The 18,609-nt window shown below is 64.8% G+C and carries 18 protein-coding genes; 13 read left to right on the top strand and 5 right to left on the bottom strand.

Translation table 11 applies throughout. The features are described 5' to 3' along the window. Positions 1-226 precede the first annotated feature (226 nt). From IV454_RS25930 to IV454_RS25920, 3 genes are all read right to left on the bottom strand, one after another. Complete coding sequence (locus tag IV454_RS25930) at positions 227-880, bottom strand: coiled-coil domain-containing protein (RefSeq protein WP_206088507.1); 654 nt, start codon at positions 878-880, stop codon at positions 227-229. Between the two features lie 363 nt (positions 881-1,243). Then, positions 1,244-3,340, bottom strand: coding sequence for a TonB-dependent receptor (locus IV454_RS25925; protein ID WP_206088506.1), 2,097 nt, complete (start codon positions 3,338-3,340; stop codon positions 1,244-1,246). Positions 3,341-3,464: 124 nt separating this feature from the next. Next, complete coding sequence (locus IV454_RS25920; RefSeq protein WP_229521837.1) at positions 3,465-5,804, bottom strand: DNA polymerase II; 2,340 nt, start codon at positions 5,802-5,804, stop codon at positions 3,465-3,467. A gap of 169 nt (positions 5,805-5,973) precedes the next feature. On the opposite strand from IV454_RS25920, the gene IV454_RS25915 reads away from it, so the two are divergent. From IV454_RS25915 to IV454_RS33410, 13 genes are all read left to right on the top strand, one after another. Then, complete coding sequence (locus IV454_RS25915; protein WP_206088504.1) at positions 5,974-6,549, top strand: DUF302 domain-containing protein; 576 nt, start codon at positions 5,974-5,976, stop codon at positions 6,547-6,549. 94 nt (positions 6,550-6,643) lie between these two features. Beyond that, positions 6,644-7,012 carry an ArsR/SmtB family transcription factor gene (locus IV454_RS25910; protein WP_229521836.1) on the top strand — a complete coding sequence of 123 codons (369 nt, stop codon included), beginning with the start codon at positions 6,644-6,646 and terminating at the stop codon, positions 7,010-7,012. A 139-nt stretch (positions 7,013-7,151) separates the two neighbouring features. Continuing rightward, a complete protein-coding gene (gene soxC / locus IV454_RS25905) occupies positions 7,152-8,510 on the top strand; it encodes a sulfite dehydrogenase (protein ID WP_206088503.1) in 1,359 nt (452 codons plus the stop codon). Further along, on the top strand, positions 8,494-9,546 hold the full coding sequence (locus tag IV454_RS25900) for a c-type cytochrome (RefSeq protein WP_206088502.1): 1,053 nt from the start codon (positions 8,494-8,496) through the stop codon (positions 9,544-9,546). Before soxC ends, IV454_RS25900 begins: the two co-directional genes overlap by 17 nt. Before the next feature lie 74 nt (positions 9,547-9,620). Further along, positions 9,621-10,082 carry a thiosulfate oxidation carrier protein SoxY gene (gene soxY, locus IV454_RS25895; RefSeq protein ID WP_206088501.1) on the top strand — a complete coding sequence of 154 codons (462 nt, stop codon included), beginning with the start codon at positions 9,621-9,623 and terminating at the stop codon, positions 10,080-10,082. A 44-nt stretch (positions 10,083-10,126) separates the two neighbouring features. Further along, the gene (gene soxZ / locus IV454_RS25890; protein WP_206088500.1) at positions 10,127-10,438 is read left to right on the top strand and encodes a thiosulfate oxidation carrier complex protein SoxZ; all 312 of its coding nucleotides are present in this window, start codon (positions 10,127-10,129) and stop codon (positions 10,436-10,438) included. Positions 10,439-10,496: 58 nt separating this feature from the next. Continuing rightward, entirely contained in the window at positions 10,497-11,303 is an 807-nt protein-coding gene (gene soxA, locus IV454_RS25885; protein WP_206088499.1) for a sulfur oxidation c-type cytochrome SoxA, read from the top strand. A gap of 9 nt (positions 11,304-11,312) precedes the next feature. Then, complete coding sequence (soxX, locus tag IV454_RS25880) at positions 11,313-11,936, top strand: sulfur oxidation c-type cytochrome SoxX (RefSeq protein WP_229521835.1); 624 nt, start codon at positions 11,313-11,315, stop codon at positions 11,934-11,936. A 28-nt stretch (positions 11,937-11,964) separates the two neighbouring features. Then, positions 11,965-13,677, top strand: a complete 1,713-nt coding sequence (gene soxB, locus IV454_RS25875) for a thiosulfohydrolase SoxB (RefSeq protein ID WP_206092829.1) — start codon at positions 11,965-11,967, stop codon at positions 13,675-13,677. Continuing rightward, positions 13,674-14,198, top strand: coding sequence for a thioredoxin fold domain-containing protein (locus IV454_RS25870; protein WP_206088498.1), 525 nt, complete (start codon positions 13,674-13,676; stop codon positions 14,196-14,198). The genes soxB and IV454_RS25870 overlap by 4 nt, the downstream gene beginning before the upstream one ends. 22 nt (positions 14,199-14,220) lie before the next feature. Continuing rightward, the gene (locus IV454_RS25865) at positions 14,221-15,219 is read left to right on the top strand and encodes an MBL fold metallo-hydrolase (RefSeq protein WP_206088497.1); all 999 of its coding nucleotides are present in this window, start codon (positions 14,221-14,223) and stop codon (positions 15,217-15,219) included. 20 nt (positions 15,220-15,239) lie between these two features. Further along, the gene (locus tag IV454_RS25860; protein ID WP_206088496.1) at positions 15,240-15,668 is read left to right on the top strand and encodes a DsrE family protein; all 429 of its coding nucleotides are present in this window, start codon (positions 15,240-15,242) and stop codon (positions 15,666-15,668) included. A gap of 156 nt (positions 15,669-15,824) precedes the next feature. After that, positions 15,825-17,411 (top strand): methyl-accepting chemotaxis protein, encoded by a 1,587-nt coding sequence (locus IV454_RS33410; RefSeq protein WP_206088495.1) that lies wholly within the window; start codon positions 15,825-15,827, stop codon positions 17,409-17,411. On the opposite strand, the gene IV454_RS25850 is transcribed toward IV454_RS33410, so the two are convergent. Continuing rightward, complete coding sequence (locus tag IV454_RS25850; RefSeq protein WP_206088494.1) at positions 17,403-17,816, bottom strand: hypothetical protein; 414 nt, start codon at positions 17,814-17,816, stop codon at positions 17,403-17,405. The two genes, IV454_RS33410 and IV454_RS25850, sit on opposite strands and share 9 nt — an antisense overlap. A 23-nt stretch (positions 17,817-17,839) precedes the next feature. Beyond that, positions 17,840-18,475 (bottom strand): response regulator transcription factor, encoded by a 636-nt coding sequence (locus IV454_RS25845; RefSeq protein ID WP_229521834.1) that lies wholly within the window; start codon positions 18,473-18,475, stop codon positions 17,840-17,842. Positions 18,476-18,609: the final 134 nt, after the last annotated feature.

Here is an 18,609-nt window from a genome sequence, read left to right as displayed (position 1 = left end):
TATGGGGTGAGCGCTGTGCCCACTCACGGCAATTCGCCAGTCCTGGCACAGCATTGTTTCTCCGGCCCGGCTCGCTTCGCGCGGTTCGTTTGCCTGGCAAAGGGATGATGCCTGCCGTGCCCGTCAAGGGTACACGCATGTTGCGCGTCCCTGTTCCGTTAGGCATCAACGTGGGCTGTGTAAAAACCGCCTTTAGTCGAGGCGTTGGCAAGCAACGATGCGCATGTCAGATGTATTTCTCGATGAGGCGTACCGCTGCTGGTATCAGCTGAGCCAGGAAAACGAGGCCTGCAACCCACATGATGATTGCTGACTTCGCTTCGGACACAGCGCTGCGTATTTCCGAACGTACTCCGGCGATCTCGGAATGCATCTCGGCCCGCACTTTGGCGAACTCTGAATGCGTCTCGGCCCGCACTTTGGCGAACTCTGAATGCGTCTCGGCCCGCACCCCGGCAAACTCTGACTGCATCTCGCCCCGCACCCCGGCAAACTCTGACTGCATCTCGCCCCGGACCTTGGCGAACTCTGACTGCATCTCGGTCCGCACTTCGGCGAACCCCGACTGCATCTCGGCCCGCACTTCGGCGAACCCCGACTGCATCTCGGCCCGCACTTCGACGAACCCCGACTGCATCTCGGCCCGGACTTCGGCGAACCCCGACTGCATCTCGGCCCGCACTTCGGCGAACCCCGACTGCATCTCGGCCCGGACTTCGGCGAACCCTGAACGCATCTCGGTCCGTACTTCGGCAACATCCGCTTTCGTGGCGCAATTGGCCTTGATCACCGCAACATCGATCTTGATGGCGGTGACATCGGCTTCCAGTCTGGTTACACGGGTTTCCATGTCTCCATGATCATGCAGTTCATCGTTCATGTCCATCGCGTTCCCTTATGGTTTTTATGGATTTTTCCCGGTAATGACCGCCGCTTGCACGGGCATCGCGTCCGGGGGCAACAGGGCAGCGGCCATACCGGCGGTCGCCGCAGGTCGCTACTTGGCTTGGTCAGCCAGTCCAGCGACGCGTTGGCGAAAGATGACCGGGTCGAGCCAGTTCCCCTTACCATAGTAAGACCTCGGCCAGCGTATTTGGTTCGTTGGCACAGGCGGCTACACCCCGGCCGCCAGCCCCCGGCCAGCGATGAGCACGTTCTCGCAATAGTCACCATGGTAGCGGGCGGCCTTGCGCGGATGCGCAAGGAAAGCAATCGTCCAGATTGCCTTGGATTGCCTCAGGCTTCAGAACGCGTAGCGCGCCGTCAGCTGGACCGAGCGCGGCGCGCCGGGCAGGTTCAGATTGCCGTTGCTGCCATGCCCGGCGACGATGTACTGACGGTCGGTCAGGTTCATCGCATTGAGCTGGAGGTCGACCTTGCCCTGGCGGTAGTACGCCATCGCATCGAGGGTTGCGTAGCCCGGCAGGGTCACGGTATTGCCCGGATTGGCAAAGCGCTTGCCGACGGCATTGGCGCCAGCGCCCACGCCGAAGCCGTTACCGAGCGACTTGGTCAGCCACACATTAGCGCTGTGCACCGGGGTCAGGGTAGGGCGCTTGCCCTGTACTGGCTGTCCGGCATCGATGGCGACCGACGACACCGCCCGCGCATCCAGATACGCATAGCCCGACCACAGCTGCCAGCCATCGCCCAGCTTGCCGGCGAAGGTCAGCTCGATCCCGTCGCTGCGCTGCGTACCGATCGGAATGAGACGGTTGGTGGCCGGGTCGGTGGCCTTGATGTTGGTGCGTTCCAAACGGAACAGCGACACCGAGGCGGTCGCATTGCCGCCGAACAGGTCGAACTTGGCGCCGACTTCCTTGTTGGTCGTTTCCTCGGGCGCGATCTGGGCATTGTTCGCGGCCAGCGCAAACGATTCGCCCGATGGCTGGAACGACTTGCTGAACGAGGCGAAGTACGATTGCGTTTCGCCCGGCTGATACACCAGGCCGGCACGCGGGCTCCATGCACGGTCGACACGGGCCAGGTTCGACTGGCCGGCGCGGCGTTCGCGCGTTTCCTGCTCGAAGCGGTCGAAGCGCACCCCCGCCAGCGCTTTCCACTGCGCCGACAAGGCCGCCATATCCTGCACGTAGGCGCTGGCCACCGTCGTCACGCCCAGGTTGTCGGTCGACGGGGCGGCGCTGACGGTGAACGGCAGTACCGGCGCGACCGGATGGAACAGGTCGACCCTGGCGATATTGTTTTGCGAGCGGAACAGCTGGTCTTTTTCCTGCTTGCCGATCTCCACGCCGTACAGCAGTTGATGGCGCATGCCGGCCAGGTTGGCGATCTGTTTCAGCTCGGTCTGATTGAAATAGCCGCTTTCATCGCGCATCACATTGCTGCGGTTCAGCGACGCCGTCAGCGCCTTTTCATCGACCGAGCCGACCAGGGTATTGTTGCGGTCGAGGGTGTAGTTATAGTGACGGAAGGCATTGCGCAACGACCAGGTATCGTTGAAACGGTGATCCAAGGTGAAACCGAAGGCCTTCACTTCCGCTTCGGAATAATCGTTGTCCTTCGCGTTGGCCGCGCCGTAGTAGGTGCCTGCAGGCACATCGACCGGCTTGCCGCGGTACGCGGGCACGCCGAAATCGGTCACGCGCTTGTCGTTCAGGTATTCGGCCTGCAGCAGCACCTTGGTGGCGTCGCTGATCTTGAGCGACACCGACGGCGCGAACGCTTCGCGGTCGAGGAACTGCTGGTCGCGGTAGCTGTCGACGCGTTCGATGGCGCCGGTCACGCGAAATGCCACCGGGCTGGCGCTGTCGGCGCGGGCCACGTCGACTTCGGCGCGGCGCTGGTTCCAGCTGCCCACCTGCAGGCTCACTTCATTCTTGTTGATGCCGGGCTTCTTGCCGATGCGATTGATCAGCCCACCGGACGAGCCGCGCCCGTACAGCACCGACGCCGGCCCCTTGATGATCTCCACTTGCTCGGTGTTGGACAGGTCGCGGAAGTACAAGGCATCGTCACGCATACCGTCCACAAACTGGTCGGCGATGGCGGTAAAGCCGCGGATGGTCACCTGGTCGCGCTGGCCGTCGCCGTGCGACAGGCCAATGCCCGGCACCGCCTTGAGCACGTCCTGCAAGGAGCGCGCGCCCTGGTCGCGCAGCACGGAGAGCGGCACCACGTTGACGGTTTGCGGAATATCGCGCAGCGGCGCGTCGATCTTGGTGGCGCTGGTCGAGGTGGGCGGGTTGTAGCCGGCGTCTTGGTCGCGCATGGCGGTGACGGTGATTTCCTTGAGCGCGGTCTGCGCCAGCGCGGAACTGGAGAACTGGGGAAGGGCGAGCGCGATGATGACGGCCAGCCGGGTCTTTTGCATTGCCATATGACGTCCTTGACTTTACGTTGCTAAGTGATTACTGCGAATGATAATGATTCCTATTACTATTATCGCTGAGCAACGTCAATATGGCAAATTTATGTGAGGTGCATGGTTTTCCCGGCCTGCGTCAGAACAGGGTTTGCTGGAGACTCGTGAGGCTGGCGAAATCGTCGCCCAGGAAGGGCAGGATGGCGTCGGCGATCGGCTGGAGCTGGCGCGTGACGTAGTGGTCGTAATCGATGCGCGAGCGTTGCGTTTCGAGCGGTTCGGGGCCGGCCAGGGTCATCACATACTGGATCCAGCCGCCTTTCTGATACTGCGGCGGACGCCCGTGCAGGCGATTGAAGTCGTCGGCGAGGCGCGCGGCGCGCACCGGCGGCGGCGTATTGCCCTGGTAGTCCGCCAGCGGGCGGCGGATGCGTTTGCGGTACACCAGCAGGTCGTCGAAGTCGCCGCGCAGGGTGCTGTTGACGTAGTCGCGCACGTAATCGCGGTAGCTTTCGCGCCGGAAGATGCGCAGGTACAGGGCTTGCTGTAACTGCTGCGCCAGCGGCGTCCAGTCGCTGCGCACCGTCTCCAGGCCCTTGAACACCATCTCTTCGCCGCCCTCGCTGGTGCCGACCAGGCCCGCATAGCGCTTCTTGCTGCCTTCGTCCGAATTGCGGATGGTCGGCATCAGGAAGCGCCGGTAGTGCGTTTCATATTGAAGTTCGAGCGCGCTGTCGAGGCCAAACTCCTCCCGCACATGGCGGGTCCACCACGCGTTGACATGGGCGACCAGCGCGCGGCCGATCTCGCCCGCCTGCGAATCGTCGTGCGCGTGCTTGAGCCAGACGAAGGTCGAATCGGTGTCGCCGTAGATCACCTGGTAGCCGCGTTCTTCGATCAGTTCGCGCGTGCGGTGCATGATCTCTTGCCCGCGCAATGTGATCGAGGACGCCAGGCGCGGATCGAAGAAGCGGCAGCCGTCCGATCCGAGCACGCCGTAAAACGCGTTCATGATGATCTTGAGCGCCTGCGACAGCGGCTGGTTGCGTTCGCGCTTGGCGGCCTCGCGCCCCTGCGCGATCTGGCTCACGATGGCCGGCAGGCAGTGCTTCTCGCGCGCGAAGCGCGCACCGCGAAAGCCCGGCACGGTGGCGCCGCTATCGTCGCGCAAGCCTTCGATCAGGCCGACCGGGTCGATCAGGAAGGTGCGGATAATCGAGGGATACAGGCTTTTGTAGTCGAGCACCAGCACCGAGTCGTACAGGCCCGAACGCGAATCCATGACATAGCCGCCGGGGCTGTTCTCGCCGGCGATATCGCCCAGGTTGGGCGCCACATAGCCCTGGCGGTGCATGCGCGGCAGGTACAGGTGCTCGAAGGCGGCCACCGAGCCGCCGCTGCGGTCCACCGCCAGCCCGGTGACCTTGGCCCGTTCGAGCAGGAAGGGCAGCAGCTCGGTCTTGTCGAAAATGCGGGTGACCAGTTCGCAGTCCTTGAGGTTGTAGTGCGCCAGCGCCGGCTTGTCTTCGTTGAAGCGGCGTTCGATTTCGGCCATGCGCTGGTAGGGATTGTCGATCGCCTTGCCTTCGCCGAGCAGGGTGCGCGACACGTTTTCGAGACTGAACGACGAAAAGCGCCAGGTCGCCGATTTGAGCGCGTCGATGCCGTCGATGATCAGGCGCCCGGCCGCGCCAGCAAAGAAATGCTGCTGCTTGCCGTGTTCGCGCCATTCCATCGGGCTGCCGTCGCGCCCCAGCCGCAAGGGCACCTGGCAGCGCTGCGCGTGCTGTTGCAGCACGCGCAGGTCGAACTGCACCACGTTCCAGCCGATGATGGCGTCCGGGTCGTGCGTTTCAAGCCAGGCATTGAGGCATGCGAGCATCTGCGCATGGCTGTCGCAGTAGTCGAGGGAGAAGTCGCGCGGCACATCGTTACCGTTGGGCGGGCCGAGCATGTACACCTGGCGCTGGCCGCAGCCTTCGAGGGCGATCGAATACAGCTCGCCGCGCGACGTTGTTTCGATGTCGAGCGACACCAGTTTCAGGCGCGGGCGGTAGCCTGGCCCCGGTTTCAGGGGGCTGTCGGGCGCATCGTGGAACAGCACCGGCGCGGTGATGAAGCGCTCCATCAGATAGCGCTCGGGCGGGCGGATATCGGCTTCGTAGACGTCGATGCCGAGTTCGCGCAGGCGCTTGGCCTGCCTGGTCAGCTGGCGGTACTGCTGGCAGTACAGGCCGAACACGGGGCGCTGGCTGAAGTCGCGCAGGTCCAGGGCACGCAGTTCGCAGCCACGCTCGCCCTGTAGCAGCGCTTCGACCTGGGTGCGCCATTGTTCCGGAATAAAGGCGACCGAGAGCTGATTGGACAGGCGGATGCGGCGCGGCCCGGCGTCGGTGGCGAGCCAGAAATCGACCTCGGTGCCGGTGGGGGTGTCGCGCCAGTGTCGGGTCAGGAGAAACCCCTGCTGCGGTGGATTCACAATGCTGCCTTGGAAGCGCTTGCCGGATGGCGCGCATATTCTAAGCCATCCCGGGCGCCGGCGGCAAAGGGAAGGCGCGGCGCCGATAAAATATCCGCCGGCGCCGATCCGCATTATCATGCCTGCGTACCGACGACCTTGCACACTGCCTATGCTATCCGATGCGACGATGAAAACACGCCTGGCCCTGCCCATGCGCCTGCTGCTGGCCGCCGTGCCGCTGCTGCTGGCCGCCTGCGGCACGCTCACTGCCGCCGTGCAGGCGGAGCAGGGCGCCGGCGCCGAATTCGGGCGGGTCTGGGAGCGCTGGGTTGATTCCGGCGGCGACATCGCCGTCGCCACCACGTGGGAACGCAAGGTGGGCGCCGGGGTCACCGTGGCCGAGATCGAGGATGCCTTCGCCAGCGTCGCCGCCGACGACAATGTGAAGATGGTCGGCACCCTGCCGTTGTCGACCGAATTGCAGGCGCGCTCGGGCAAGCCTGAGAAGTTCCTGAAGGTCTATTCCTACTGCGACCCGGAAACCGCGCGCGCCATGGTCGACTTCAGCCCGCACATGGCGGCCTTCCTGCCCTGCCGTATCACGGTGCTGGAAAAGGACGATGGCTTGTGGCTCTACACCATGAACATGGACATGCTGACCAAGATGGGCCGCAAGCTGCCGCCCGAACTCAAACCGCGCGTGATCCGCATGCGCGACACGATGTGGAAGATGCTGGAGCGCGGCTCGCGCGGCGAATTCTAGTGTTGTTTTCCGTATTGCAACATCGAAATCGCTTGTGCGATATGTGCGGATTTGGTTATATGCGTATATCGGCATATATCAAACCCCTACCAGCATGGATCCGGAACTCGACAGTGAACAGATGAGCGAAGTGTTCGAAGAAGTGTCGAACTATTTTTCGCTGCTGTCCGAGCCGACCCGGCTCAAGATCCTGCACGCGCTGTGCCATGGCGAGCGCACGGTGGGCGCGATCGTCGGCGAGATCGGCGCCACCCAGGCCAATGTATCGCGCCAGTTGAACATGCTGTACCGGGCCCGCATCCTGGGACGGCGCAAGGAAGGGGCGCAAGTGTATTACCGCATCGAAGACCAGAATACGATCGCGCTGTGCCGCACCGTGTGCTCGCAGATGGCGGAAAAGGTCAAGAACAGCCGCCGCATGGGGCAGGGCGCGATTCATGGCTTCATGGGAACGGACGCCTGAGACGGTGACGCACGCGCATAGGACGCGGAATATATGCGTGCATGGTTATATGCGTATGTGCTCAGATAAATAAGCGATTGTACGGGCGGGTCGGAAGTTCCGATGCCGTTTTCAACAAGGCAAGCGAGAGGCAGCGGCAATGACGACTCCGATACGCAAAACCGGCCGTGTGCAGGCCGCCCCCGAGCATTTCCTTGACGGCAGCCTGATCGACGAGATCAACCGCGCCGGCATGGACGATGCGCGGCGCGGTTTCCTGCGCCGCAGTTTCCTGGCGGCCGCCGGCGCCGCCATGGCGTCGGGGACCGCGCTGGCCCAGGATGGCGCAGCTGCGGGCGACCCCAACATCCTGATCCTGCCCGAGCATTCGCGCACCCTGGGCAAACCGGTCGTGACCAATCCCTACGGCCAGCCCTCGCAGTACGAAGCCAATCTCCAGCGGCGCGAGTCGCCCGGACTGACCCGGGTGGCCGCGGCCTCGGTATCGTTCACGCCGCTGCAGGGGCTGTTCGGCATCATCACCCCGTCCGGACTGCATTTCGAGCGCCATCACCAGGGCTGGCACGATATCGACCCGACCAAACACCGTTTCATGATCAACGGCCTGGTGAAAACCCCCAAGGTCTACACGATGGATGACCTGATGCGCATGCCGTCGGTGTCGCGCATGCATTTCATCGAGTGCGGCGCCAACACGGCGATGGAGTGGGGCAATGTGGCGGTGCCCTCGGTCCAGTACTCGCACGGCATGCTCAGTTGCAGCGAATTTACCGGCGTGCCGCTGTCGGTATTGCTGGACGATTGCGGCTACGACAAGCGGCGTGCCAAGGTCGTGCTGGCGGAAGGCGCCGACGGCTCGTCGATGACCCGCACCATTGGTCTTGACCGCGCGCTCGACGATGTCATCGTGGCCTGGGCCATGAATGGCGAAATGCTGCGCCCGGAACACGGTTACCCCTTGCGCCTGGTAGTGCCCGGCGTGCAGGGCGTGTCGTGGGTGAAATGGCTGCGCCGCATCGAAGTGGGCGACCAGCCGTATGCCACCAAGGATGAGGCGCTGCACTACATCGATGCGCTGCCGGACGGCACCTTCCGCCAGTACACTTCCATCCAGGAATGCAAGTCGGTGATCACCACGCCGTCGGCCGGCCAGCGCCTGCAGGGCAACGGATATTACAACATCACCGGGCTGGCCTGGTCCGGACGCGGCAAGGTCAAGCGGGTCGATGTGTCGGTCGACGGCGGGCGCAACTGGCGCACGGCGCGCCTGGAAACGCCGCTGCTGTCGAAATGCCTGACCCGCTTCAATATCGATTGGGACTGGCAGGGCGCGCCCGCCGTGCTGCAATCGCGCGCCATCGACGAGACCGGCTATGTGCAGCCGAAAATCAATGAACTGCGCGCGGTGCGCGGCACCCGCTCGATTTATCACAACAATGCAATCCAGTCCTGGCAGGTTGCGCAATCGGGCGAGGTGTCGAATGTCCAGGTCTATTAAAGCGGCGCTCGCGCTCGTCATTGCCGCGCTGGCCACCGGCGCCGCCGCCGCGCCCCCGAACCTGCCCGGCCGCCCCGCGACGGCGCAGGAAGTGGCGGCCTGGGATATCGATGTGCGCCCCGATTTCACCGGCCTGCCCAAGGGTTCCGGCAGCGTGCTGGCCGGCCAGGCGGTCTGGGAAGGCAAGTGCGCCTCCTGCCACGGCACCTTCGGCGAGTCGAACGAGGTGTTTACGCCGCTCATCGGCGGCACCACGGCCGCCGATGCGGCGAACGGCCGGGTGGCCTCGCTCGTGAACGGCCGCCAGCCGCAGAAGACCACCTTGATGAAGCTCGCGACCGTCTCGACCCTGTGGGATTACATCAACCGCGCCATGCCCTGGACCGCGCCCAAGTCGCTCACCACCGACGAGGTGTACGCGGTCACCGCCTACATGCTGAACATGGGCGAGGTGGTGCCGGACGACTTCGTGCTGTCGGACCGGACCATCGCGCAAGCCCAGCAGCGCATGCCGAACCGCAAGGGCATGGTCACCAACCACGGCCTGTGGGACATCAAGGGCAAGCCCGACGTCAGGAGCGTTGTGTGCATGACAAATTGCCCGGTCGAGGCCACCGTGCGCTCGTCGCTGCCGGAAGCGGCGCGCAACGCGCATGGCAACCTGGCGCTGCAGACACGCGGCTTTGGCGCCACCCGTGGCGTCGATACAACGCAGGCGGCGCCAACCGCGCGGCTGGCGGCCGTCGCGCCGGCCGTCGCCACGGCGGCCGTAAGCGGGCCCGACAAGGCGGCCCTGGCGCTGCTGCGGCAACACGCCTGCATGGCCTGCCACGCGATCGATACCAAGGTCATCGGCCCCAGCTTCAAGGCGGTGCGCGAGAAATACCAGGGCGACAGCGCGGCCGCCGCCAGGCTGGCCGACAAGGTCCGCCAAGGCAGCGCCGGCACCTGGGACACGATACCGATGCCGGCGCAGGCACAGGTCAAGGATGCCGATCTCGCCGCGATGCTAGCCTGGATTCTGGCAACGCCCTGATCAACGAACATGGCCAGCGGCGACCCGGATCGGGTAGCCTTGGTGTGAAGCAGTCAATCAAATTGGAGAAGATGATGAACCAAAATCGACGCAAGCTGATGCACATTACCTCGGTGCTGGGCGCGGCATTCGCCGCCGGGCTGCTCAAGCCGTCCGACGTGTTCGCCGCCGAATGGAGCCAGAAGGTGTTCGATGCCAAAAGCCTGGAAGCGGCCCTGAAGGAACTCGGCGGCGGCAAGTTCACGGTCAGCGCCGACGTCACGATCACCGGTCCGGACATCGCCGAAAACGGCGCCGTGGTGCCGGTCTCGATCGCCAGCAAGGCGCCCAACACCGACTTCATGGCCATCCTGGTTGAAAAGAACCCCAGCAGCATGTCGGCCAGCTTCAACATCCCGCCCGGCACGGAAGCGGCAGTCACCACGCGCGTGAAGATGGGCGGCACCTCCAACGTGCATGCGCTGGCGCGCGCCGACGGCAAATGGCTGCTCGCGTCCAAGGAAATCAAGGTAACGCTCGGCGGCTGCGGCGGCTGAGCTGTTTCCCCCATCTTCTCCCCATACCAACAAAGGAAACGATCATGGCTGATCCAATGCGCATCCGCGCCAGCGCCACCGGCGAGCTGGTGGAAGTCAAAATCCTCATGCGGCACGATATGGAAACCGGACAGCGCAAGGACGCGGCCGGCAAGCTCGTCCCCGCCCATTTCATCAAGACCTTGGTCGCCAAGGTCGGAGAGAAGGTGGTGTTCGACGCCAACTTCGGCCCCTCGGTCTCCAAGGACCCCTTCCTGTCGTTCAAGTTCAAGGGCGCGGCCAAGGGCGACAAGGTCACGGTGACCTGGGTCGACACGGTGGGCGACAGCCGCACCGACGAAGGCACGATCACCTGAAATCGCCCCGGCACCGCACGCGGCGCAGACCGCCCCTCACAACAACAAGGAGACGACCATGATCAACCGGCGCACATTGGTGCTTAGCGCGGGACTGCTGGCCACGACCGGCACCGCGCTCGCGCAGACCTCGGCCACCGACGAGATTGCGAAGTACCGCCAGATGCTGGCCGATGGCAATCCCGCCGAGCTGTGGGAAATGCGCGGCGAAGAGCTGTGGAAAACCAAAGCCGGCCCGAACAAGGTATCGCTGGAGCAATGCGACTTCGGCAAGGGGCCGGGTGTGCTGAAAGGCGCGTACACCGAACTGCCGCGCTACTTCAAGGATGTCAACAAGGTCATGGACCTGGAGCAGCGCCTGGTGCATTGCCGGATCACCCTGCAAGGTCTCAGCCCGGCCGAGGCGGTCAAGACGCCGTTCGGCGCGGCCGGCAAGAAATCCGATATCGAAGCGTTGGTGTCCTACATCACCGCCGAGTCGCGCGGCATGAAGATGGCGGTCTCGACCGACCACCCGCTGGAGCGGCGCGCTTACGAAACCGGCCGGCAACTGTTTTTCTACCGGGGCGGCTCGCACGATTTCGCCTGCGCCACCTGCCATTCGGCCGATGGACAGCGCATCCGCCTGCAGGAATTGCCGAATATCCTCAATCCTGCCAATGCCCAGGCCGCCTACACCACCTGGCCGGCGTATCGCGTCTCGCAGGGGGAAGTGCGCACCATGCAGCACCGGCTGACCGACTGCTTCCGCCAGCAGCGCTTTCCGGAGCCGCTGTACTCTTCCGACGCGCTGACGGCGGTCACGATGTTCCTGGCAAAAAACGCGAACGGCGGCGTGTACGCCGGTCCGGCCTTGAAACGATAGGGAGACGAGATGACATCAATCGCACGCATGATCTGCGCCAGCCTGGGCGCCGCCACCATCGCCGGCTGCGCCACCGTGGCCGCCGATACCGATTACCGCCAGGCCGCGCTCGACATGATCCGGCAGGACTTCCATTCGGCCGGACCGGCCACGGTGGAGCGCGTCGCTGTGAGGGACGAGGCGCAGCAGCTGTGCAGCCAGTATCCCAAGGAGCGCCCGCCCGAGGTGGTGGCGCGCATCGAGGCGGCCCAGCTGGCCGCGGTCAAAGCGCCGGCCGATGGCAAGTACCTCGGCGCCTGGCAGGAAGGCGAAAAGATCGCGCAAAACGGGCGCGGCATGCAATCGTCCGACGCGGTCGGCGCGGTCAACGGCGGCAATTGCTACGCCTGCCACCAGATCAGCAAGAAGGAAATCTCGTTCGGCAATATCGGCCCCTCCCTGTACCAGTACGGCAAGTTGCGCGGCAACAGCGACGCGACCCTGAGCTACACCTGGAACAAGCTGTACAACGCGCAAGCCTACAGCGCCTGCTCGAACATGCCGCGCTTCGGCCACAACGGCATCCTGACCGAAGCCCAGCTCAAGGACGTGATGGCGCTGCTGCTCGACCCCAAGTCGCCCGTCAACGAGTAGCCGCCCCAACCGAGGAGCCAGCATGGGAATGAACCGGCGCGAATTTGCGCAACTGATGGGCATCGCCGCCGCCGGCGGCATGCTGCTGGGCTCGAAAACGGCGCTGGGAGCGCCCGCGCCGGGTGCCCTGTACGACCTGGCGCGCTTCGGCAACGTGCATTTCCTGCACTTTACCGATTGCCATGCGCAGCTCAACCCGGTGTACTTCCGCGAGCCAAGTGTCAATCTGGGCATCGGCCAGGCGGCCGGCAAGATGCCGCACCTGGTCGGCGAAGCGCTCCTGAAACAGGTCAACATCAAGCCGAACACGGCGCAGGCGCACGCGTTCACCGCGCTCAACTTCGAGCAGGCCGCGCGCACCTACGGCAAGGTGGGCGGCTTCGCCCACCTGGCCACCCTGGTCAGGCAGATGCGTGCCGGCCGCCCGGGCGCGCTGCTGCTCGACGGCGGCGACACCTGGCAAGGCTCGGCCACGGCCTTGTGGACGCGCGGCCAGGACATGGTCGATTGCGGCTTGCTGCTGGGCGTGGACGTGATGACCGCGCACTGGGAAATGACCCTGGGCGACAAGCGGGTGCAGGAAATCGTCGGCAAGGATTTCAAGGGCAAGGTCGATTTCGTGGCGCAGAACGTCAACACCACCGATTTCGACGATCCGGTGTTCGCCCCGTACGTCATCAAGGAAATGAACGGCGTGCCGGTGGCCATCATCGGCCAGGCATTTCCCTACACGCCGATCGCCAATCCGCGCTACCTGACACCCGACTGGAGTTTCGGCATCCAGGAAGAAAACATGCAAAAGATGGTGGACGAGGCGCGCGCCAAGGGGGCCAAGGTGGTCGTGGTGCTGTCGCACAATGGCATGGACGTGGACCTGAAAATGGCTTCGCGCGTGCGCGGCATCGACGCCATCCTGGGCGGCCACACCCACGACGGCGTGCCCGAACCGGTGATCGTTGCCAATGGCGGCGGCAAGACCCTGGTGACCAACGCCGGCAGCAACGGCAAGTTCCTGGGCGTGCTCGACTTCGACGTGCGCGGCGGCCAGGTGCGCAATTTCCAGTACCGCCTGCTGCCCGTGTTCTCCAACTTCCTGCCGGCCGACAAGGACATGGCCGCCCTGATCGGAAAAATCCGCGCGCCCTACGAAGCGAAGCTGAACGAAAAGCTGGCGCGCACCGAGGGCACCCTCTACCGGCGCGGCAACTTCAACGGCACCTTCGACCAGTTGATCATCGACGCGCTGATGGACGTGAAGGGCGCCGACATCGCCTTTTCGCCGGGCTTTCGCTGGGGCACGTCGCTGCTGCCCGACAGCCCGATCCTGATGGAACACTTGATGGACCAGACCGCCACAACGTATTCGTACAGCACCCTGACCGACATGACCGGCAGCACCATCAAGACCATCCTCGAAGACGTGGCCGACAACCTGTTCAACCCCGACCCGTACTACCAGCAGGGCGGCGACATGGTGCGGGTGGGCGGCATGACGTATGCCATCGACCCCAAGGCCGCGATGGGCGCGCGCATCAGCGACATGCGCCTGCACGGCAAGCCGCTCGACGCCGGCAAGACTTACAAGGTGGCCGGCTGGGCCCCGGTGGCCGAGGGCGCCAAGGGCGAACCGGTGTGGGATGTGGTGGCGCAGTGGCTGCGCCAGCAGAAAACCGTCAGCCCACGCAAGCTCAACACGCCGCGCCTGATCGGCATGCAGGGCAATCCGGGCCTGATGGGATGAAGAGGCGCGGCGCGCTGATACGTTTTCGCGCGGCGGCCGGCTGGCTGCGGCGCAGCGCGGCCCTGCTGGCGGCGCTGGCGCTGCTCGGGAGCGATACCATGGCCGCCGGCGCGCCCGCCCTGGACCCTCCGCGCTCGCTGGCCGCCGACGCGGCACTGGCGGCGCGGCGCGGCAAGCCGCTGCTGGTGCTGTTTTCGCTGCCCGGCTGCGGCTACTGCGACGTGGTCCGCCGCAATTATCTGCTGCCGCTCACGCGCGAGGGCGATGAACAGGCGCGCCCGGTGGTGCGCGAAGTCGGCCTGACCGGCACGGCGCCGTTTACCGGATTTAACGGGGTAGCAAGCAGCGGCGCCGCCTTGGCCTTTCACTACCAGGTGCGCATCGCGCCGACCGTGCTGCTGCTCGACACCAGCGGCGCGCTGCTTGTACCGCCGCTGGTCGGCGGCGACGTTTCCGGCATGTACGGCGCCTACCTCGACGAGGCGCTGGCCCAGGCGCAGCGCAAGCTTGCCGGCCAATAGTCACATCGTGAAAGGAATTGCCATGAACTTCGCCACCTCGACCATCGCCTGCTTGTGCGCGGCCTTGCTGGCGCTGGCCGCCCCGGCGCGCGCGGCGAGCACGCCGGCGCTCACGCCGATCAAGGTTTCGCCGCACGTGTATTACTTCCACGGCGATTCCGGCGCGGCCGACGCCGCCAACCAGGGTTTCATGTCGAACGCGGGCTTCGTGGTCACGCGCGACGGCGTGCTGGTGTTCGATGCGCTCGGCACGCCGGCGCTGGGCGAAGCGATGATCAGGGCGATCCGCAAGGTCACGCCGCAGCCGGTGCGGCGCGTGATCATCAGCCATTATCACGCCGACCATTTCTACGGATTGCAGGCGTTCAAGGCGCGCGGCGCGCAGATCTGGGCGCACGAACGGGGCCGGACCTATCTTGCCTCCGACATGGCGGCCACCCGGCTGGCGCAACGCAAAGTGGCGCTGACGCCGTGGGTGAACGACGCAACCCGCCTGACCGGGGCCGACCGCTGGCTCAGTTTTTCCGGTGCCAGCACCATTGCGTTCGAGATGGGCGGCATGCGCTTCCGGATCATCGACATGAGCGGCGCGCATTCGCCGGACGATATCATGCTGGCGGTCGACGACGACCAGGTGCTGTTCGCAGGCGACCTGTTTTTCGGCGGCCGGATTCCCTTCGTGGGCGAGGCCGACAGCCGCGTGTGGCTGGGCGCGCTCGATCGCATGCTGGCGCTGGCGCCGCGCGCGGCCATCCCCGGCCACGGTGAATTGTCGCGCGCGCCGGCCAGGGATATGGCGCTGACCCGCGATTACCTGACCTTCCTGCGCCGCGTGATGGGCGAGGCGGTGGCCGAACTGACCTCGTTCGACGAGGCATACGGTAAGATTGACTGGAGCGCCTTCGACAAGTACCCGGCCTTTGCGCAGGCCAACCGGCTCAACGCCTACGGCACCTACCTGTTGATGGAAAGGGAAAGCCTGCAACAGGGGCAGATTCCCGCCGCGCCGCCACCACCTTGATTGTTTTTACAGGAGTTACTATGCAATTGTTCCGCACCATGGCCGCCGTGATGATGGTCGCCGCCGTCGCCAGCACACCGGCCAGCGCCTTCGCGCGCGAAGAAAAAGTGGTCTATCACGTGACCGACAGCAGCAATGCGATGGGCGTGCTCGGCAACGTGCGCAATCACCTCAACGCCAGCCCGAAAGCGAAGATCGTGGTCGTCACGCACGGCCCCGGCATCGACTTCTTGCTGGAAGACGCCAAGGACAAGAACGGCAATCCCTACGACGCGGTGGTGCAGGAACTGTCGAACCGCAACGTCAAATTCAGGGTCTGCAACAACACCCTGGAAGCGCGCAAGATCGACCGCAAACACGTATTGCCCGAAGCGACCGTCGTCCCGTCGGGAGTTGCCGAAGTAGCACGCTTGCAAACGCAGGAAGAGTACGCCTACATCAAGCCCTGAAACCGGCCCGCGGGCGCGGCACGGGCCGCGCCCATTGCCATTGTTGCATCGTCTGTTGTGCCCAGGCCTCGTTCGCTCAAACAAACCCGATCAGGGTGGGAATTGTCGATAGAATTAGTGTCCTACTGAAACACTTTCTTTTCGGGGTTGAGCACAATGAAACTACGAAACAAAATGGCGTTGTGCATGGTGATCGTCTTCTCGCTGTTTACGATTGCATTGGGGGTCGCGATTGCCGGCATGCAGAATGCGACGACGAAATTCGAAGTGTTCATCAAGCAGGACCAGGCCTTCCTCGGCGCCAGCACCAGCCTGTATGCCCAGGGCTTGCAGATGGGCCAGGCGCTGCGCAACATTATCCTCGCTCCCGACAACCAGCAGGGCTACAAGAACCTGGACGCGGCGCGGGAAGAATTCCGCAAGGCGCACGGCACCGCGGTCGAGCTGGCCAAGGCCGATCCGGCCGTGTCCCACACCTTGGCGACGCTGAAAACCTTGCACGAGCGCCAGACCGAGATCCAGGCCGCCGTCGTCGAAATGGCCAAAGCCGACCAGGCTGCTGCAATCAAGAAGCTCAATGCCGACGAAACTCCGCTGTGGCGCCAGATGCGCGGCGACTTGCTGGAACTGATCAAATCCAAGAACGGCGCCGTCGATGCCGCCAAGAGCGAGCTGGCCAGCCAGACGCGCGCCACCCTGATCCTGAGCCTGGCGCTGGCGGCCGGCGCCGTGCTGCTGGGCGGCGGCATCGCATTCTGGCTGACCCGCAACGTCATGCGCCAGCTTGGCGGCGAACCGCACTACGCCGCCGACATCGCCAGTTCGATCGCCGCCGGTGACCTGACGGCGGACATTGTCGTCGATGCCGGCGCCGATCCCGACAGCCTGATGGCGGCCATGCGCACCATGCAGCAAAGCCTGGCCGTGCTGGTGCTCAAGGTCAGGGCCGGCACCGACACCATCTCGACCGCGTCGAGCGAGATCGCGGCCGGGAATATGGACTTGTCGAGCCGCACGGAAGAGCAGGCCAGTTCGCTGGAAGAAACGGCGGCCTCGATGGAAGAATTGACCACCACCGTACAGCACAATACCGACAGCGTGCGCCAGGCCAACACCCTGGCCACGGCCGCGTCGGACGTGGCGATGCGCGGCGGCCAGGTGGTGGCCGACGTGGTCGGCACCATGGGATCGATCAACGAATCGGCCAGGCGCATCGCCGACATTATCGGCGTCATCGATGGCATTGCTTTCCAGACGAATATCCTGGCGCTGAACGCGGCCGTGGAAGCGGCGCGCGCCGGCGAGCAGGGGCGCGGCTTCGCGGTGGTGGCGACCGAAGTGCGCAACCTGGCCCAGCGCAGCGCCGCCGCCGCGCGCGAAATCAAGGGCTTGATCGGCGACTCGGTCGAGAAAGTCGAGATCGGCAGCAAGCTGGTCGACAGCGCCGGCGTGACCATGAAGGAAGTGGTGGACAGCGTGCGGCGGGTGACCGACATCATGGCCGAGATCACCACCGCCGGCCAGGAACAGAGCGCCGGGATCGTTCAGGTGAACCAGGCGATCGCGCAGATGGACAAGGTCACCCAGCAGAACGCGGCGCTGGTCGAGCAGGCCGCGGCGGCGGCGGCGTCGATGCAGGACCAGGCCAGCGAATTGAGCGCGGTGGTGGGTACGTTTACCGTGGCCGGCCAGCTGCGCGCGCCGCGCGCGGTGGCGACGCGGCCGCTGCCTGCGCTACCTTAGGCGCTGCGGCAAGGGGGCGAGCAACTGACGCAGCGCGCCATGCGCCATCGCCACCTCGGGCGCATCGTGCAGCAATACCAGATAGTGAGCGCGAAAGCCCGTGCCGTCCGGCGCGCCCGGCCCGACCAGTTCCTCGATGGCCGCGCGCCAGCCGGCGGCCGCTTGCGCGCTCAGCTTGTCGGGTTCATCGAGCGCCTCGTCCAGGGCAGCCATCAATGCCGACATCGGCTGCAGCCAGGCGAAGTGGGGATGGTTGGTGATCAGATGCAGGTGCTCCAGAGCACTGCCGACCGCGCCGAAGTACACCGTTTCCACGTCGATCAATGCCTTGTGCAAGGTGCGCAAGGCGCGCGGCAGCGCCTGCAGGCTGGCGCGCAGGGCGCCGTTGTCGTGCGGTGCGTTCATTGTGCTCTGCTCCAATTCCAATATTACAAACTCAGGATGCCGCGCCGCAGCGCGATCGTGGTGGCATGGGTGCGGTCCTTCGCCCCCAGCTTGGACAGCACGGCGCTCACGTGCGCCTTGACCGTTTCTTCCTTGATGGCCAGGCGCACGCCCACCTCGCGGTTCGAATTGCCGTCGGCGACCAGGCGCAGCACTTCCAGTTCGCGTCCCGACAAATTGTCGCTGCCGAAATAGGACGCCATCTCGGCCGCCACCTCGGCCGGAATATAGCGGTGGCCGGCGTGTGCCCGGTGGATCGCATCGGCCAGATTGAGCCGGATCGCGCCCTTGAGCAGGTAACCGGCCGCGCCCGCTCCCAGCGCGCGCGCAATGCGGGCGTCGCCCTTGTAGGTGGTCAGCACCAGCACGCGCGCGTGGCGGTCGAGCGCGCGGATGGCCAGCATGGCGTCGTGCCCGCCCAGCATGGGCATCTGCAAGTCCATCAAGGTCACGTCCGGACGCAGGCCGATGAATTGCTGGACCGCTTCCTCGCCGTTGGCGGCCTGGCCGGCGATCTCGATGCCGCTATCGCCGGCCAGCAGCGCAGCGATGCCTTCGCGCAGCAGACTGTGGTCGTCGGCGATCAGGACGCGGATGGGACGGGGGGCGGCGGGTGTCAAGGGTAAACTTTCTGTAAGAAAATATTCATGATGATGCCACGCTCCTGCGCGGTCCGCTTGGATCAGTTTGCTGCGACGACATTGCTGCATCGCCACAATCCCGTATCATGCTGGCATTTTTTGCACCATGGAGT

This window comes from Massilia antarctica, from assembly GCF_015689335.1.
Taxonomy (GTDB): Bacteria; Pseudomonadota; Gammaproteobacteria; order Burkholderiales; family Burkholderiaceae_D; genus Telluria_A; species Telluria_A antarctica.
The sequence above is the reverse complement of the archived record's forward strand: the minus strand, read 5'-3'. Positions and strand labels throughout refer to the sequence as shown.

Excerpts from the sequence above, each read along its gene's own strand:
- soxY (WP_206088501.1), top strand. The coding sequence starts at position 9,621 with ATGAACCAAAATCGACGCAAGCTGATGCACATTACCTCGGTGCTGGGC.
- IV454_RS25850 (WP_206088494.1), bottom strand. The coding sequence starts at position 17,816 with ATGAACGCACCGCACGACAACGGCGCCCTGCGCGCCAGCCTGCAGGCG.
- IV454_RS25915 (WP_206088504.1), top strand. The coding sequence starts at position 5,974 with ATGAAAACACGCCTGGCCCTGCCCATGCGCCTGCTGCTGGCCGCCGTG.
- IV454_RS25910 (WP_229521836.1), top strand. The coding sequence starts at position 6,644 with ATGGATCCGGAACTCGACAGTGAACAGATGAGCGAAGTGTTCGAAGAA.
- IV454_RS25870 (WP_206088498.1), top strand. The coding sequence starts at position 13,674 with ATGAAGAGGCGCGGCGCGCTGATACGTTTTCGCGCGGCGGCCGGCTGG.
- IV454_RS25930 (WP_206088507.1), bottom strand. The coding sequence starts at position 880 with ATGAACGATGAACTGCATGATCATGGAGACATGGAAACCCGTGTAACC.
- soxB (WP_206092829.1), top strand. The coding sequence starts at position 11,965 with ATGAACCGGCGCGAATTTGCGCAACTGATGGGCATCGCCGCCGCCGGC.
- soxA (WP_206088499.1), top strand. The coding sequence starts at position 10,497 with ATGATCAACCGGCGCACATTGGTGCTTAGCGCGGGACTGCTGGCCACG.
- soxX (WP_229521835.1), top strand. The coding sequence starts at position 11,313 with ATGACATCAATCGCACGCATGATCTGCGCCAGCCTGGGCGCCGCCACC.
- IV454_RS25865 (WP_206088497.1), top strand. The coding sequence starts at position 14,221 with ATGAACTTCGCCACCTCGACCATCGCCTGCTTGTGCGCGGCCTTGCTG.
- soxZ (WP_206088500.1), top strand. The coding sequence starts at position 10,127 with ATGGCTGATCCAATGCGCATCCGCGCCAGCGCCACCGGCGAGCTGGTG.
- IV454_RS25900 (WP_206088502.1), top strand. The coding sequence starts at position 8,494 with ATGTCCAGGTCTATTAAAGCGGCGCTCGCGCTCGTCATTGCCGCGCTG.
- IV454_RS25860 (WP_206088496.1), top strand. The coding sequence starts at position 15,240 with ATGCAATTGTTCCGCACCATGGCCGCCGTGATGATGGTCGCCGCCGTC.
- IV454_RS33410 (WP_206088495.1), top strand. The coding sequence starts at position 15,825 with ATGAAACTACGAAACAAAATGGCGTTGTGCATGGTGATCGTCTTCTCG.
- IV454_RS25925 (WP_206088506.1), bottom strand. The coding sequence starts at position 3,340 with ATGGCAATGCAAAAGACCCGGCTGGCCGTCATCATCGCGCTCGCCCTT.
- soxC (WP_206088503.1), top strand. The coding sequence starts at position 7,152 with ATGACGACTCCGATACGCAAAACCGGCCGTGTGCAGGCCGCCCCCGAG.